11 protein-coding genes are annotated in these 18298 nt (G+C 45.4%); 9 read left to right on the top strand and 2 right to left on the bottom strand.

The window, feature by feature from the left end; translation table 11 throughout:
* Window positions 1–327: 327 nt before the first annotated feature.
* Both NSB03_RS13505 and NSB03_RS13500 read right to left on the bottom strand, forming a co-directional pair.
* Complete coding sequence (locus NSB03_RS13505; protein WP_024987659.1) at window positions 328–921, bottom strand: UpxY family transcription antiterminator; 594 nt, start codon at window positions 919–921, stop codon at window positions 328–330.
* Between the two features lie 283 nt (window positions 922–1204).
* On the bottom strand, window positions 1205–2713 hold the full coding sequence (locus tag NSB03_RS13500) for a DUF3078 domain-containing protein (protein WP_024987658.1): 1509 nt from the start codon (window positions 2711–2713) through the stop codon (window positions 1205–1207).
* A gap of 189 nt (window positions 2714–2902) precedes the next feature.
* On the opposite strand from NSB03_RS13500, the gene pyrG reads away from it, so the two are divergent.
* The 9 genes from pyrG to NSB03_RS13455 all read left to right on the top strand — a co-directional run bounded on the left by pyrG (window position 2903) and on the right by NSB03_RS13455 (window position 18271).
* Window positions 2903–4528, top strand: coding sequence for a CTP synthase (pyrG, locus tag NSB03_RS13495; RefSeq protein ID WP_024987657.1), 1626 nt, complete (start codon window positions 2903–2905; stop codon window positions 4526–4528).
* A gap of 58 nt (window positions 4529–4586) precedes the next feature.
* Window positions 4587–6440: a membrane protein insertase YidC gene (gene yidC, locus NSB03_RS13490; RefSeq protein WP_024987656.1), complete on the top strand. Its 1854-nt coding sequence runs from the start codon at window positions 4587–4589 to the stop codon at window positions 6438–6440.
* Between the two features lie 88 nt (window positions 6441–6528).
* Window positions 6529–7860 carry a multidrug efflux MATE transporter BexA gene (gene bexA / locus NSB03_RS13485; RefSeq protein ID WP_024987655.1) on the top strand — a complete coding sequence of 444 codons (1332 nt, stop codon included), beginning with the start codon at window positions 6529–6531 and terminating at the stop codon, window positions 7858–7860.
* 178 nt (window positions 7861–8038) lie between these two features.
* On the top strand, window positions 8039–8974 hold the full coding sequence (locus NSB03_RS13480) for a fimbrillin family protein (protein ID WP_024987654.1): 936 nt from the start codon (window positions 8039–8041) through the stop codon (window positions 8972–8974).
* 29 nt (window positions 8975–9003) lie between these two features.
* The gene (locus NSB03_RS13475; RefSeq protein WP_257466435.1) at window positions 9004–12438 is read left to right on the top strand and encodes a leucine-rich repeat protein; all 3435 of its coding nucleotides are present in this window, start codon (window positions 9004–9006) and stop codon (window positions 12436–12438) included.
* A 58-nt stretch (window positions 12439–12496) separates the two neighbouring features.
* Window positions 12497–13465: a fimbrillin family protein gene (locus NSB03_RS13470; protein WP_217938215.1), complete on the top strand. Its 969-nt coding sequence runs from the start codon at window positions 12497–12499 to the stop codon at window positions 13463–13465.
* A gap of 221 nt (window positions 13466–13686) precedes the next feature.
* Window positions 13687–15570, top strand: a complete 1884-nt coding sequence (locus tag NSB03_RS13465) for a WG repeat-containing protein (RefSeq protein WP_217938214.1) — start codon at window positions 13687–13689, stop codon at window positions 15568–15570.
* A gap of 44 nt (window positions 15571–15614) precedes the next feature.
* Window positions 15615–16580, top strand: a complete 966-nt coding sequence (locus tag NSB03_RS13460) for a hypothetical protein (protein WP_128824370.1) — start codon at window positions 15615–15617, stop codon at window positions 16578–16580.
* A gap of 53 nt (window positions 16581–16633) precedes the next feature.
* Window positions 16634–18271, top strand: a complete 1638-nt coding sequence (locus NSB03_RS13455) for a leucine-rich repeat protein (RefSeq protein WP_172503801.1) — start codon at window positions 16634–16636, stop codon at window positions 18269–18271.
* Window positions 18272–18298 lie beyond the last annotated feature (27 nt).

Here is an 18298-nt window from a genome sequence, read left to right as displayed (position 1 = left end):
GCGACCAATGAACATAAGACAGATACCACCGTATCAATACCCAAAATAATCCAATAACTCAAATAGTTCTTACGAGCATATTGAGCTATACCCCTTAATGTTTTTTCCATTATAGTATAAACGAATAAATTATATTTCAAATTGACTGATTTGATCGATAATTATACCTTCTGACAGTTACGCACACTTCTACACTGCATCTTTCAAAAGATACAATTTATCAATACTTTCATGGATTTTTATTTATTCGAGAGGTCACCGGCATATGTATATGATTTTTCATCACCGATGTCTGATAGACAGTCTGCTATATTTCGCAAACTTTCATTACATTCTTGTAGTAGAATTCCCATACCCCACCGGTTCCACACATCCAACCGGTATATCCACACATGCACACCCTAACATTGTCAATCGGACAGCAACCTTTGATTTCCCATTCACATTTACCAGTTCCCCTTCCAGTCCTGCCAATGGTCCTTTGATTACCCGTATCTTTTCTCCCGGCGCCAATGGTGATGTATTCATACTAATCGCCTCATCCGAATAGTCAAGCATAAATTTGAATCGCAACATTTGCTGGTCGGGAATAACAGCCGGAGTACTCTCCCCACGTAGTACCATGTAACGGCTGATTGAAGATAAGGTCAGGACTTCTTTTTGTTCATGTGAATCAACGTGAACGAAAATCATCATCGGAATTAATACCCGATCGACAATTTTACGGCGATCGCTCCATTGATGCACTTCCTGTTGAATCGGAAGGAAGTTCTCAATCCCCATTTTTGTGAGACGCTCACTCGTTTTTTTCTCGTGACAGATGCGCACAATTGCCACCAACCAACGTTTTGAGCGTGCTACGCCGCTGCCAATCACATTTATTGGCAGACTTTTTTGATCGTCATTTTCGTTAATGATCATGCAATTTAGCCTTCATTTCTCCGTCACTTACAAATAACGGAATGAATTCGGTTGCAAATATAGGCAAAATTATAAATAGCAAACAAGAAAAAGCACTTTCTTTTTACTCAAAAAGCTAAATATACGGTCAAAATTCTAACATTATATCGGATTCACGTTAAGTTACATTCTGAATTAAACAATTAGTGATATAACAAATATGGGAATAAAAAAAGAGACTGAATAACTTTTTATTATTAAACAGCCTCTTACTATTATTTTTTAGAGTTTATCCGGATTCCATCTACCATTTATAATTGATACCGAAACTAAGCAATTCTTTCAACTGAAAGAAACTGTCGCCCTCAGTCGGTTTGGAGCTGTCATCAAAACGGGTATGCACATAAAGCTTGGTGGAAAGATAACGGTTTAATACAAAATTGAAGGTATTTTCCCATTCCACACGCGCCCAATGGTAGTTGGTCAGATAATTGAAACGGGACTCCAAGGTTATAGCGGAGATTATCGTCCAGTTGAATGTCGATTGCAACTGCGAACCGAAATCGTTTTTAGAACATTTTCCTTTTTCTAAGCCAAACTTCGTTTCGTCTACTTCAGAATTGCCAATATAACGCAAGTTGTAAGTCAACGGCGCCATAAACACGGAAAGATTAAATTTCTTCTTACTCAATTTATAATCCATACCGATACTGACCGCCAAATCTGCCGGAGACATGAAAGACGAAACCAGCTCTTCGCTATTAGCTTTATAACCGTTGAAGAACTGTGTCTTAAACTCGGAAGAAATGGTATAGTACCAATTCTTGAAAGCCCTCAAACCTAATTTATTGTACAAACGAAGTTGGTCGGTATTAAAAAGATATTTATGAAATTCATCTGACGGCGTGGAAGTCATGCCCACTTTAGCTTCCAGTTGATTCTCGAACAGTACTTTTTCATTATCATTATAGTTGGCAAAAACCTGAAAAGTCGCTAATCCGGAGAAGTTACTTTCACCTCCCTTATACCAGTTGTCCGAAAGGTGGTTCTGACTAATCTGCAACGATCCGTTACCTCCGGTCACCCACCAGTTAGGCTTGCTAATCTTCATATTCGCCTCCCCTACATTATCGTCCATATTTTCCGGTTGGAACAGATGAAGGACATTCGCTTTGGGAGATATTTTCGGCTTCACATCGTGGCGGAACACATCACGACTCATGATACGATCCTCCGTTGTGACAACTAATTCCGGATGCGTCAAATAAAGATCCATCAATGCGCTGTTGACTATCTTCTCAGCACGTTGTGTTTTGGTAAATGCCAGAGTATCGTATGGCAAAAGTTCTTGCGTCAGTTGGGGAGTGGTATCCAATTGCATGGGCTTCCATTCCAACTTCGAGTATTGAGCCATCGGAGCATAATAATATGCCAAAGGTGTAAACAGACGAAAATAATCGGGGTCGGACGGAATATAACGTGGCGGCACAGACAAATCATTCAAATAATCCAATTGTGCAACATACCTATTATATAAATAGGAAACAGTATCCAATTTCGGTGTCGGACCTGACAGATTAAGTTTTAACATTAAATATTTCTGAAGCTCTGCCGAAAGCGTATCGGCATTCACAACTCTGGCCTTTGCCACAACTGCCGAAGGCTTGACCGTTTTAGCTGGTTTAATCACTTCAGGAGTAGGCTGCAGAGAGTCAGTCGGAAGTGAAACAGCTTCGACAGGTTCCTGCGCAAAAAGCGATAACGATAAGATTGACAGGATAAACGCTGAACATAAAGTAGTAATTCTCATCATATTTGTCTATGGTTTAGGCTGCAAAGCTACATCATTTTGTTCAGAAATCATAGGATTCTTTCAAAATTGCATTTTTTAATAAAATTGTAGAGACGAAAGCCTACAATCTTCCTCTTTTTTTTATAATTTTGCGCTTTTTAAGTTCGTAAGATTACTACTAAGTAAACAATTATTAAAACAGTTATAGCTGTGGGAGAAACAAAGTATATTTTCGTCACCGGTGGTGTTGCCTCTTCATTAGGAAAAGGAATCATTTCATCATCCATCGGTAAGTTGCTGCAAGCAAGAGGTTATAATGTAACCATTCAGAAGTTTGACCCGTATATCAACATCGACCCGGGAACATTGAATCCATACGAGCACGGAGAGTGCTATGTAACCGTAGACGGACACGAAGCCGACCTCGATCTGGGACACTATGAACGATTTCTGGGCATACAAACGACAAAGGCGAACAACATTACTACGGGACGTATCTACAAGAGCGTCATTGACAAGGAACGTCGTGGAGACTATCTGGGTAAAACGATCCAGGTGATTCCTCACATCACAGACGAGATCAAGCGGAATGTGAAGCTGTTGGGTAACAAATACAAATTCGATTTTGTTATCACCGAAATCGGCGGTACGGTAGGCGACATCGAGTCACTCCCCTACCTCGAAAGCATCCGCCAGTTGAAATGGGAACTCGGTAAGAACGCTCTTTGTGTACACCTGACTTATGTTCCTTACCTTGCTGCTGCCGGAGAATTGAAAACAAAACCGACGCAACATTCGGTAAAGGAACTGCAGAGCGTAGGTATCCAGCCGGATGTACTGGTATTGCGTGCCGAACATCCGTTAAGCGACGGACTGCGCAAGAAAGTGGCACAATTCTGCAATGTAGATGATAAAGCCGTTGTGCAGTCTATCGATGCGGAAACAATCTACGAAGTACCCATCTTGATGCAGGCACAAGGACTGGACAGCACTATTCTTGAAAAAATGGGACTGCCGGTAGGAGAAACTCCGGGACTCGGCCCATGGCGTAAATTCCTGGAACGCCGTCACGCTGCAGAGACAAAAGAACCTATCAATATTGCACTGGTTGGAAAATATGACTTACAGGATGCTTACAAATCTATCCGTGAGGCTTTATCGCAGGCAGGTACTTACAATGACCGCAAAGTGGAAGTTCATTTCGTAAACAGCGAGAAACTGACAGACGAAAATGTAGATGAAGCTTTGAAAGGTATGGCAGGCGTCATGATCGGTCCGGGATTCGGCCAGCGGGGTATTGACGGCAAGTTTGTTGCTATCAAATATACACGTACGCATGACATTCCGACTTTCGGTATTTGCCTGGGTATGCAATGTATCGCCATTGAATTCGCACGCAACGTACTGGGGTACGCTGACGCCAACTCACGCGAAATGGACGAGAAGACTCCGCACAACGTGATTGATATCATGGAAGAGCAGAAAGCAATCACCAATCTGGGTGGTACGATGCGTCTGGGCGCTTACGAATGTGTATTGCAGAAAGGTTCGAAAGCATATCAGGCTTATGGGCAGGAACACATTCAGGAACGTCACCGTCATCGCTATGAGTTCAACAATGATTATAAAGACCAATATGAAGCTGCCGGCATGAAATGTGTAGGTGTCAACCCGGAATCGGATCTGGTAGAAATCGTTGAAATCCCGGCTTTGAAATGGTTTGTCGGTACACAATTCCATCCGGAATATAGCAGTACGGTACTGAACCCTCATCCGTTGTTCGTGGCATTCGTGAAGGCTGCCATCGAAAACGAAAAAGCAACGGTGAACGACTAACGATACGTGATAAACAACCGGTAGTTTGTAATTTATATAATTTGTAATTAAAATAAGAATGGATAAAAACACCATCACAGGTCTCGTTCTAATAGGCATATTATTGGTAGGATTCAGCTATTTGAGCCGTCCAAGCGAAGAACAGATAGCTGCACAAAAAAGATACTATGACTCTATTGCCGTAGTACAGCAGGAGGAGGAAGCGCTGAAGGCGAAAACAGAAGCTGCGCTGGCCAACAGTCAAAAGGGAGTTGCATTGGCAGCCGATTCTACGTCTTTGTTTTTCAATGCCTTGCATGGGACCGATTCTAAAATCAGCATCCAGAATAATGTAGCGGAAATTACTTTCGCAACAAAAGGCGGACGTGTCTATTCAGCCATGCTGAAGGATTATATGGCACAGGACAAAAAGACGCCGATTATGTTGTTCGACGGTGACGATGCTTCGATGAACTTCAACTTCTACAACAAAGCAGGTGCTATTCAGACAAAGGATTATTTCTTTGAAGCTGTAAACAAGACGGATAGTAGTGTTACCATGCGTCTGGCTGCGGATAGCGAAAGCTATATAGATTTCATCTATACGCTGAAACCGGATAGCTACCTGATGAACTTTGAAATCAAAGCGACAGGCATGGAAGACAAGTTGGCAAACACCCAATATGTGGATATCGACTGGTCGCAACGTGCCCGCCAATTGGAAAAAGGATTCACTTACGAAAACCGTTTGTCGGAACTGACTTATAAAGTAACAGGCGACGATGTGGACAACTTATCTGCCGCCAAAGATGACAGCCAGAATTTGCCGGGACGTATTGACTGGGTGGCTTTCAAGAATCAGTTCTTCTCTTCTGTATTCATTGCTGAACAGGATTTTGACAAGGTTTCCGTAAAGTCAAAAATGGAGCAGCAAGGAAGCGGATATATCAAAGATTATTCTGCTGAAATGAATACTTTCTTTGATCCGACAGGTAAAGAACCGACAGAGATGTATTTCTATTTCGGTCCGAACCACTTCAAAACGCTGAAAGCGTTGGATAAAGGCCGCGATGAGAAATGGGAACTTCACAGACTGGTATACCTGGGCTGGCCGTTGATTCGCTGGATTAACCAATTCATTACTATCAACGTATTCGACTGGTTGTCCGGTTGGGGATTGAGCATGGGCATCGTACTGTTGATTCTGACTATCATGGTGAAAGTCGTGGTTTATCCGGCTACCTGGAAAACGTACATGTCTTCTGCCAAGATGCGTGTATTGAAACCGAAAATCGACGAAATCAGCAAGAAGTATCCGAAGCAGGAAGACGCGATGAAGAAACAGCAGGAGGTGATGAGCCTTTACAGCCAATACGGGGTAAGCCCGATGGGCGGCTGTCTGCCGATGTTGTTGCAGTTCCCTATCCTGATGGCCTTGTTTATGTTCGTGCCGAGTGCTATCGAGTTGCGCCAACAGAGTTTCTTGTGGGCGGACGACCTTTCCACTTATGACGCTATCATCACATTCCCGTTCCATATCCCATTCCTTGGCAACCACCTCAGCTTGTTCTGCTTGCTGATGACGTTGACAAACATCTTGAACACGAAGTACTCGATGTCTATGCAGGATAACGGAGCACAACCGCAGATGGCGGCAATGAAATGGATGATGTATCTGATGCCGGTTATGTTCTTGTTTGTCTTGAACGATTATCCGTCAGGTTTGAACTATTACTACTTCGTGTCGACGTTGATTAGTGTGGGTACTATGATTCTGCTTCGCAAAACAACCGACGAAACTAAATTGCTGGCTATTCTTGAAGCGAATAAGAAAGACCCGAAACAAATGAAAAAGACCGGATTTGCTGCTCGCCTGGAAGCGATGCAAAAGCAACAGGAGCTATTGCAGCAGCAAAGACAGAATAAAAGATAAGAGGAATTATTCCTGAAATCATATTCTACGAAAGCCGGACATCCTATTTGGGTCGCCCGGCTTTCTTTCTTTAAATAAACAAAGTATGATGAAGACCAAATATACTTATAAACAAATATGGACTATCGCCTATCCCATCCTGATCAGTCTGATTATGGAGCAACTGATAGGCATGACGGACACCGCTTTTCTCGGGCGTGTCGGCGAGATTGAACTGGGAGCATCCGCCATTGCCGGTGTATATTACCTTGCTATCTTTATGCTGGCTTTCGGTTTCAGCATCGGAGCACAAATATTGATTGCCCGCCGCAACGGAGAAGGGAATTACAAAGAGATAGGCCCGATCTTCTATCAGGGTGTCTATTTCTTATTGATAGTGGCAGCTATCTTATTCACGCTATCCGTTGTATTCTCACCGCATATATTGAAGAATATCATATCTTCTCCGCACATTTACGATGCAGCCGAAAGTTATATACACTGGAGAGTCTACGGGTTCTTCTTCTCTTTTGTCGGCGTTATGTTCCGTGCATTCTTCGTAGGAACCACCCAGACCAAGACACTGACACTGAACTCTATCGTGATGGTACTTGCGAATGTGATATTCAATTATATCCTGATCTTCGGTAAATTCGGTTTCCCACAACTGGGTATTGCCGGTGCCGCCATCGGTTCTTCACTGGCCGAGATGGTTTCGGTGATTTTCTTCATCATCTATACATGGAAACGTATTGACTGCAAAAAGTATGCATTGAATATCCTGCCCAAATTCCGTGTACAGATGTTGAAACGGATTCTCAATATTTCCGTTTGGACGATGATTCAGAACTTCGTTTCCCTATCGACCTGGTTCATGTTCTTCCTTTTTGTGGAACACTTGGGAGAACGCTCTCTGGCAATAGCCAATATTATCCGTAATGTATCGGGAATTCCGTTTATGATCGCGATGGCTTTCGCCTCTACCTGCGGTTCGCTGGTCAGCAACCTTATCGGTGCAGGCGAGCAGGATTGCGTACGGGGGACTATCAGACAGCATATCCGTATCGGATATATTCTCGTAATACCGATATTGGTATTCTTCTGCCTGTTTCCTGATCTGATTCTGCGTATCTATACGGATATGCCGGATTTAAGAGCTGCATCCGTATCTTCACTATGGGTATTGTGTTCCGCTTACCTGGTGTTGGTTCCTGCCAATGTGTATTTCCAGTCGGTATCAGGGACGGGAAACACCCGCACAGCACTGGCTATGGAACTTTGCGTACTGACCATCTATATCGCTTACTCTGCATATTTCATCCTATACCTGCGGATGGACGTCGCTTTTGCCTGGACGACGGAAAGCGTATATGGACTTTTCATATTCATATTCTGCTATCGGTATATGAAAAAAGGCAATTGGCAGGAAAAAGAAATTTAGCACTAAAGCATCGCTTTGGCCCTTCGAAAGCGATGTTTTATCAATAAGGCATCCGGATGTTTTTCTCCTCCTTTCAAGTTCGAACGCACACGAAATTTATTCTTTATGAACCATTATGAACTTGACTTGAATAAAACAACGGCTTACTTTTGCAATAAATATTAAAAAACTAATCATTATGAAATTACATTTATTAGGGGCAAGTTGTCTTTTAGCACTGCTGAGTGCCTGTTCATCAGGTGAAGAGGAACAGACGAAGATACCCGAAATACCATCCGCGAAGCAGATTCCCATTACATTGAATTGTGTGGCAAGCACAACAAGCGCCAACGAAAAGGCAAATGTCGGCACCCGCGTCACCGATTGGGGCTATGAAAGCCAGGACAAAATCGGACTGTATGTGGTGAACTACAACGGCACAACACCGGGAACATTGCAGAACAACGGCAATCATGTGAACAACATGCGATTCACTTATAACGGAACATGGACACCGGACAACGAAATCTATTGGAAAGATGAAAGCACAAAAGCGGATTTCTACTGTTATTTCCCGTATGGGACGCCTGCCGATGTCACATCTTATGCCTTCTCCGTGAAAGAAGACCAGTCTACCGAAACAGCCTACAAAGCCAGTGAATTCCTCTACGGCAAGACTTCGGGAGTGGCACCTACAGCGGAAGCAGTCAACATAACGACCAAGCACATGTTCAGTTGCGCAGTTATCAATGTCAAGGCAGGCAACGGATTCACAGACGAAACCTTGGCACAATCGGCAATAAGCGTAAAAATGAACGGAATAAAGACCGGAGCAACCATCAACCTCACCAACGGTATAGCTACGGCAACGGGAACAGCCAAAACAATTCTTCCGCTCGAGAACGGGAACAACCGCTCGTATAAGGCACTGATTGTCCCTCAAACAGCCTCGGGCAGTAATTTTATTACAGTCAATATTGATGGCAGAGACTTCAACCTCAAGAAGGAATTTACTTTTGTCGGAGGAAAAAGGCATACTTTCTCCGTGACTGTGAGCAAGACCAGCAACGGCATCAATGTGGGAATCGGCGCTTGGGAAGACGATGATATCGACAATGGCGGCGTAGCCGAATAAGCAATCAATCACATAAAAAGTATATGCATATGAGAAGGCGATGGCATTATTATATGGCATTCGGTGTCGCTTCGGCACTGATGTTCACGTCGTGTAACGACAACGAGGCGTTGGAAGGCGTTTCGCAGGGACAGGACTCGCGCATCATATCCCTGTCGGGGGAAATAGACCAGGTGGCAGTGACCCGTGTCAATGACAATGGTTTCTGTGATGGTGACATTATGGGGGTATATGTTGTAGACTATAATGGCAACACACCGGGAACATTGGCAACCAGCGGCAATCGGGGAACGAACGTTCCTCATACTTTCGACGAGGCCGCCTATAAATGGAATTCCGCCTACGATATCTATTGGAAGGACGACCACACCCATGTCGACATCTACGGCTATTATCCATATGCCTCGCCGGCGGATGTAAACGCATATGCATTTGAAGTACAGAAAGATCAAACGAGAAATAATGGGGATGAAATGGGAAGTTACGAAGCAAGTGACTTCCTTTGGGGAAAGGCAGCGGACGTAGCACCTACGGATAGAATAATCCGACTGCCATTGCGGCATAAGATGAGTAATGCCCGCATTACCTTGAAAGAGGGCGAGGGATTCGCCGAAGGCGCTTGGACGGAACTGGAGAAACAAGTACAGGTTCTGAACACCAAGCGTAGTTCGGTGATTGACCTCGCCACGGGTAATGTCGCCGCTACGGGCGAAGTTGCTAAAACAGGAACTATCCCATTCCGCAAAGACAATGAATTCCGCGCCATTGTGGTGCCACAGACTGTGGAAGCAGGAAAAGTGCTTTTCAGTATTACGGTAGATGGAATGCCTTATACGTTTAAGAAGGAAGAGGCATTTACGTACATAGCCGGGAAGATGCACAATTTCACTATTCAGGTGAATAAGAAGGAAGCAAGCGGACAGTATGAGTTTAAACTCATTGATGAGTCTATTACGGCATGGGAGAATGATATGGCTTCGCATGAAGCTACCGCCAAAGAGTATATCGTGATTCATGTGGAAGAGGCGGGGACATTGAAGGAGTGTATCACGGCGGCGAATAAGGATTATACGCAATTGCAGAATTTGAAGATTACGGGGGAGATTAATGCGGAAGATTTCTATTTCATGAGGGATGAGATGAGCAAGTTGCAGTCGCTGAATTTGAAGGAAGTGAAGATAAAGGGGAGTACTAAGACTTATGACGGGAATAAAGAAGACATGTTGCCTGCCAGTGCAATGAGTGAAAAAAAAACTTTAATGCATTTAGTTTTACCTGACAAATTAATAGAAATAAAAGATGGTGCATTTTTTGGTTGCAATTTAACAGGGTCTTTATATATCCCCGAAGGAGTCAAAGAAATTGGTACTTCAGCTTTTGGATATTGCAAATCTCTAACTGGTTTTCTACATTTACCTTCTACTTTAGAAAGAATAGCTCAAAGTGCATTCAGGTCATGTTCTTTTACTTGTGAACTTTCATTACCATCCAAATTAAAATATATAGGAGATGGAGCCTTTTATCAATGTTCAAAATTATATGGAGAACTCCATTTACCTGATAAGTTATCATATTTAGGTAGAGCGGCTTTTTCTCAATGTTCTTCCTTTTCAGGTTCCATATCTATACCGCAAAACATTACTGAAATAAAAGAAGAAGCTTTTTATTTTTGTTCGGGACTTAATGGCACACTGAATTTGCACAATGGAATAACCACAATTGAAGAATCTGCATTCTGTTTATGTGCATTTAAAGGCGAGTTAATTTTGCCTAAAGACTTGATAGTTATAAATAATGATGCGTTTCGGGGCTGTAACTTTTCGGGAGAGCTCAAACTTCCTTCTAAATTAGAAGTAATTGGCGATGGTGCATTCGAAAACAATTCACGCATCTCAGGGATTTTGGAAATACCCGCCAACGTCATATCCATCGGAACAAGCGCATTCAGATATTGTTCTTCATTGGAAGGTCTCATTTTCTCAAAAAGTATAGAGAATATCGGCAACAGCGCATTCAGTAACTGTTCCGGCATCAGTTCCATCGTATGCCAAGGCACCCTTCCACCGCACCTGTTTGCCAACGCCTTTGACGGAGTAGCCAAGGACAACTTCACCGTTGAAGTTCCCGAATCCGCTGTTGCCGACTACCAAACAGCACCGGGCTGGAACGAATTCAAACGTATCGGTGCCCATCACGAACTAATCTGCCGTCCTGCCATTGCCAACGCCCTCAATACCCGCTGTACGCGTAATCTGATATTGAATGCGGAAAGCGATTGGGAAGTGACAAGTATGCCCGACTGGTGTAGCCTGTCACAAACGAACGGTTCGAAGAAGACGGAGTTGACACTGACTATCGATGAAATGCCTAAGGGTACGACCGAAGGACGTACAGGTGAGATTGTTTTTAAACTGAAAGATAAGTATTACACCACGAAATGCACAGTTAATCAGTATGATTACCAATATGGTGAAGACGAAATTGTGACCTTGCAAAAGGCAACCCAGGGAAACAATGGCGGCATCAGCCTTGTGTTCTTGGGCGACGGTTACAATGCCAAGGATATTGCCGAAGGCAACTACTTGAGAACTATCGAGGAACAGGTGGAGCGTTTCTTTGCCATCGAGCCTTACAGCACCTATCGCAACTATTTCAATGTGCACACCGCCATTCCCGTCTCATTGGAAAGCGGCATCGGCACAGTCAACACTATTCGCTATACCAAGTTCGAAACCACATTCACAGGTGGCGTAGGATTGCAGTGCGACTATGATGCAGTGTTCAACTATGCCTTGCGGATTCCGTCTGTGACCCGGGCAAACCTGAATCAGACGCTGATTGTCATGACTCCGAACACGACCGACTATGGCGGTATCTGCAACATGTGGAGCGATGGTTCCGCCATCGCCTTCTGCCCAGTAAGCAGCGATGCCTATCCGTATGACGCACGCGGCATTATCCAGCATGAAGCCGGCGGACATGGTTTCGGCAAGTTCGGTGACGAATACATCTATCATAATTCGTTCATTACCTTCTGTGGTTGTATGTGTTGTAAACACGTCTCCGAATTCAACGGTGCCAAGGCCAATGGCTGGTACGACAATCTCTCACTGACGGGCAAAATGCACGAAGTACCTTGGAGCCACCTGATATTTGACGAACGCTACAGCGACCGGGTGGACATCTACGAAGGCGGATTCATGCACAGCCGTGGGGTATTCCGTTCGGAACAGACCAGCTGCATGAACAATAATATCCCCTACTACAGCACCATCTGCCGCGAGTCTATCGTGAAACGTATCAAACAATACGCTGGCGAGACCTATTCATTCGAAGAGTTTGTACAAAAAGACAAGAAAGATGCGGGAGCCATCACACGCGCTATGGATGCCCCGTATGCAGGAAGTCGCGTACATACACATCAATATCCGCCACGGATTCATAAAGGTAGCCCGCTGAAATAGTCGGAAGGAGACTATACACTCTGAATAGAAATCAAAAAGGAAGAAGAAAAAAAAGAATATGAAACCAACGATTCATACCATCTATACGGCTTGCATCTGCCTGCTCTCCAGCATGGCGATGGTAAGCTGTGGACAGGACGAAACGGCAGGCAGTAAGGAGACGGAACGGAACGACGTGATGCAGTTCCGGATTGCGCATCCTTCGCAGCAACAGGCTACTCCTGCCAGCCGCGCCACGGAAACAGACTTCGAGACAAACGACCGCATCGGTCTGTTTGTCTGCGGAGAAAATGAACCTCTGCAAGTGGGTGGCAACTACGTGAACAATGCTTCACTGACCTACAACGGAACGGCGTGGACTCCCGCCCGCCCTATTTACTGGAACGACGGCAGTTATGACGTATACGCTTACTACCCCTACTCCTCTCCTGTCCTGTCGACAGATGAAATGGAGTTCAGCGTGGCAACCGACCAAAGCAGTACAACCGATCCCAACGCAACCGACCCAAACGCAACAGGCACAGCTGACGCAGTGGGAGGATATGAAGCCAGCGACTTCCTGTGGGCATCGGCAAAGAAACAGACTGCCGGCAATGATGCCGTGGCACTGAAATTCAAGCATTGCATGAGCAAACTTACCGTACGGCTCATCAAAGGCGAAGACTACGAAGGCGACGAACTGCCGCAGGATGCCGAAGTGTTTATCCACAACACTGTGCCCGATGCTACCATCGACCTTTCTGTAGGGATAGCCACCAAAACACTCTATGGCACGGAAGCAACTCTGAAGGCAAAGGCGGCAGGAAACAACAGATACACGGCTATCGTCGTTCCACAACGAATCACCAACCGCCGCCCACTGGTGGAGGTAGTGATGAGAGGCGTGTCGTACCTGATGGAAAGTGCTTTCGTATTTAAGCCGGGAATACATCATATTGTTTCACTGACCATCACGAAAAACCCTGAACAAGTGAAGATTGAAATTGGCGGTGAAATTGAGAATTGGGAAACAACAGAAGAATCATAATTTTAGTTTCACCACAGATTACACGGATTTTCACAGATTAAATAATTCTCTATAGGTTGGAAATACTTCTCCTTTTTAGAAGGAGAAGTATTTAGTTATTATTGGCTTTCCGCTCCAATCATGTAATATATAGATTAATCTGTGGAAATCTGTGTAATCTATGGTGAATTTCCTTGTAATATGCGTATATTTGCAACGGGGGTTTTAAAAGTTAACTATCAATGAACGACAAACTGAAGTATATTGTCACTTCTATCTTTCTCTCAAGCCTGTTTGCTGTGTTATATACCGGATGCAAACAGGACAGTATAGAAATCAACGCACTGCCTTTTCAGGAAAACGAAGGAGACAACTGGGGACTTATCTCCACCAGCGGAAAGATTGAAATCCCTTCCGGAAGCTTCACTCGCCAACCGTCAGCTGTGGTCAATGGAATGTTCAGTCTGCCGGACGAAAAAGGATTTTATCAACTCTACGAATTAAAACATCCGACACACCCCACCAGTGCAAGACGATTTGCTCAAGTCGGACATTTTTTTGAAGATGTCACACTGGCACAAGAGTTTCCGGACTCTCCTATCCTCGTTATCGACCGGAAAGGACAAAGTATCAACAATATCGGAATAAGCCTGCATTACGACATCATATTAGCACATAACTTTGCCGAAGGCAGAGCTTTGTTCTGCACCCGAAAAGGGAAGTATGGCTATATGGACACCCAAGGGAACATCCTCATTCCGCCTATATATGACCAAGCGTATGACTTCCACGAAGGCTTGGCACTGACAGGCAACACGAATGATAAGGGTGAGACCAGCTACCAACTGATCGACCTGTCCGGAAACGTACGCATTCAAATTCAAGATACGCCTGCCCTACTCGACTCACAACCGGCATGCGGACTGATAAAATACAATAACTGCCAAAGCGGGCAATGTTGCTATCTGAGCACCACAGGAAAGGAAGGGCTCTTCCTCCCGGACAGCATCCGTGAAGCCTTCCGCTTCCGCCACAATGCTGCCATTATCCATACCGACCACGGCGCAGGGCTCATCGACCGCGAAGGGAAATTACTAATTGCTCCCACATACGAAGAAGGATTCATCGTTGGCAACGACCGTGTGTGCTTGCGCACCGGCAATGAATGGCAGCTCGCCGACTTCGAAGGGAACAGTTTAGGAGAAGCAAAAAAGAGCTACGAACGGATATCGACCTTCTATCCTTCCGGACTTGCCATCGTCCGTTCCGGAACTCAATGCCGATGGATGAACCGACAAGGAAAGCCTGCCGACAACCGGACATACCACTGTATCGCTGAAGATCCTTCCGCATTGCAACTTGTTCCACAAGTCTTTGTCCGAAAAAACACAAAGACAGAAAATGAAGAAAACAATTCTGCGAACAGACCGGAAAAGACGGGAACAGTTTCCGCTTCGTCATCAACCATGGCTTCGTCATCGGAAAAGAGCTCCCCAGGCAACGTTCCATCCGCAGGAAAACCACACACCACCTGTATCATCAGCAGTGATGAATGGAAAAACATAGGAAAACAGAATCCGTTCTATGCCGAAGCAAGGAAAATACTATCCGGCAAACTAGCCGAAACGGATGCGGAAAACAGACAGGTGATACTCAACTATGTGGAACATCTGCGCACATCGTACACCACCAAGGATATCGACTTCCTGACGCAACTGTTCAGCGAAGAAGCACTGATTATCGTCGGCAAAGTCATCCGCAGTACTCCCCGGACAGACGGGAAATACCTGCCGCAACACCAAGTGGAATATAATATCAAGAGCAAACGTACTTATCTGGAACGCCTGAAAGTTTTGTTCAAACAGAACAAGGAAATCAATCTGCTGTTCAGTGACTTTAAAATAATGCGACACCCCACACAAGAGGGATTGTACGGAGTCACGCTACGTCAGAAATACAGTTCCGACCTCTATTCAGACGACGGCTACCTGTTCCTGCTGTGGGATTTCAGAGATGAAGCCACTCCACTGATTCATGTACGCACGTGGCAACCCCGAATGCTGGATGACCGGACGCCACTGCCGGAAGACGAAATTTTCAACATACGTAATTTCAATCTGCAATGAACGTTTCTATATTAACTCCCGACACAGGAAGAAAACTGTTGAACATGAGAAGGTACATGTTGACAACCGTCATGCTCCTTATCTTTTCAGCTATGCACGCACAACAGTTTTCCGTACAAAGTTTCCGGCAACTGCCCAATGACATCAGTGCTTATATTCAGCCTGTGAAAGACTTGAACGATGAAGCCTGTGCACTCATCAAAATAGTAGGCAGCCGTGATTTCGCCTTCTCCACTCCCCTGGGAATAGTGAAAAGAAAAAATGATGTCGGAGAGACGTGGATATACGTCCCGCGCGGTACTACACAAATTACCATCAAGCACCCGCAATGGGGTGTGCTCCGTGATTATCGCTTCCCTTCTCCCTTAGAGTCGCGCCTGACCTACGAACTGGTGCTGAGCGCTCCTGTCGCCATGCCCCGGAGAAGAGTCCCCCCGATGGAGAACACCGCCGTCAGTTATCCGCACACATACGAACTGACCATGCAACAACTTCCCGTACCCGCATGGCGACGTCCCCGACGACCGAAAGAGAAAGCCGCCTGGTTGATTATGCCGAGCATCGGACTTCATCGCCAAGAAGCGGTAGGTGGTATACGTCTTGCATGGATGCGGCGGCATGGAATATACCTGCATGCATTGAGTGACTTCCGCACCACCCCCGGTACCAACGGACAAGAATGTGACAAAAACGGACTACTACCCGGCAACGCACTGCCACCCTACTACAGCGGAAGAAGCGAAAAGTCATACTACGCCCTCACCGCAGGAGGGATACATCGCATCGTCGGTAACTTCTGCCTTTACGAAGGCATCGGCTATGGAGCGCGCACGGTTGTCTGGCAAACGGACGAAGGAACTTACCTGCGCAACAGCGATTATTCATCCCAAGGACTCACTGCCGAAGCGGGTGTCATGCTCCGGTTACGAAGGTTTGCCTTTTCCGCCGGCGTCCTCACCACAGGCGGGAAATACTGGATGATGAACCTCGGACTGGGAATTCGCCTATAATTGCCTTCTTTAGTAAGAACGTAGAATTGCACAAAAGATATACAAATTGAACTATGCATACAAGAATCATTTGTTTCCTGACGCTCTTCGCTTGTTGCCTGCTCCTGACAGGATGCAGTGACGAGAACCGCCCTAATAATCCGGCACCGGAAATCATCCTGCACGAAGCACAGGACATCACCCGCACAAGCGCCCGTCTCACCGGTACTGTGAATGTCCCGCTCCATAGCCATACCAACCGTTACCGTTTCCGCTATGGTACTTCACCGGATATGGAGAAAGGTGAAGAATATTCCCAACCAAACGGACCTGTCACTACCGAACTACAAAACCTGACACCGGGAACCACCTACTATTACTGTCTGGAAGCAGGAAACGAAATGTATATGCGGCAAAGTCCCACCTATCATTTCACCACCTTTCCCAACGAACGGCCCCGAATAGCCCCCATCACTTTTCTGGGACAAGGCCCTATCAGTATTATCCTGTTATGTGCTGTCACAGACGATGGCGGAGACCCTGTGACATCCTGCGGCTTCCGTTATATTTCAGCCGATGGACAAGAGCTGGAAGCAAATGCATCCCTTACAACCGACAATCAATGGCGGCTTCATATCAGCCACTTAAAAAAATACACCGAATATACAGTGAAGGCTTTTGCTGAAAACAGAAACGGAAGAACTTACAGTGAACCGTACCGTTTTTACACCAGTGATGCAGTAAGCCTCATCAATGCAGGCATGCTGCCCGAAATTATCGGCGAGGACGGCAAAAACGACTATACACAACTGAGTATCACAGGTCCGCTGAACGGAACGGATATCCGGTTCATCCGGGAAATGTGCGGGAAGGACATACGTGGCAACCAGACACAGGGACAGTTGCAGAAGTTGGATTTGACGGACGCACTCATCGTCGCAGGCGGATTGTCTTACGATGAGTCGCGGTATACAACAGAGCATACAATCGGCAACGGAATGTTCGGCGAACTGGATATACTGACGGAAATCAAACTTCCGGAAAATACGTTGGTGATTGAACAGAATGCCTTCCGCAACTGCACGTCACTGACAGCACTATCCATTCCGGGAAGTACAAAGGACCTGACTCCTTCCAGCGGATGCCGCCATCTCGAACATCTGTCCGTGATTACAGGAAATCCTGAATATAGCAGCACAGACGGGGTGGTGTACAGCAAAAACGGTGAAACACTTGTATGGTTTCCCGAAGGAATGGAGAAAGATGAACTTCATCTCTCTCCCACTCTGAAGAGTATCGGAGAATACGCATTACAAAAATGCAAAATACGGTCTATCATATTGCCCGGTTCAGTCACCAGTATCGGAAAGCTGGCTTTCTATGCTTCCGAAATAGAATCGATCGTACTACCGGACGGATTGCGGAATGTGCCGCTCGGGATATTCCAGCAATGCCAGAATCTCACTACTGTCACACTGGGTAGTGACTGTGAATCTCTCTCGGATTATTGTTTCGACGGATGCCCGCTCCAACATCTATACGTAAAAGCAGTCATTCCTCCCGTCTGCCAATCGAACACGTTCAGCGGAACGGAAAATATCTTTGCCGACTGTATGCTGCATGTCCCTGTGGAGAGCTTGCCGATATACAGAAACCACCCCACATGGAAACAGTTTCAACACATTAAAATAATCGAAGCTACAGGTATATGATTGTAACATCTTGGTGTCACTGTTGTG

This window comes from Bacteroides acidifaciens (genome assembly GCF_024623065.1).
GTDB classification, from domain to species: Bacteria; Bacteroidota; Bacteroidia; order Bacteroidales; family Bacteroidaceae; genus Bacteroides; species Bacteroides acidifaciens.
This window is presented reverse-complemented; position numbering and strand designations above follow the sequence as displayed.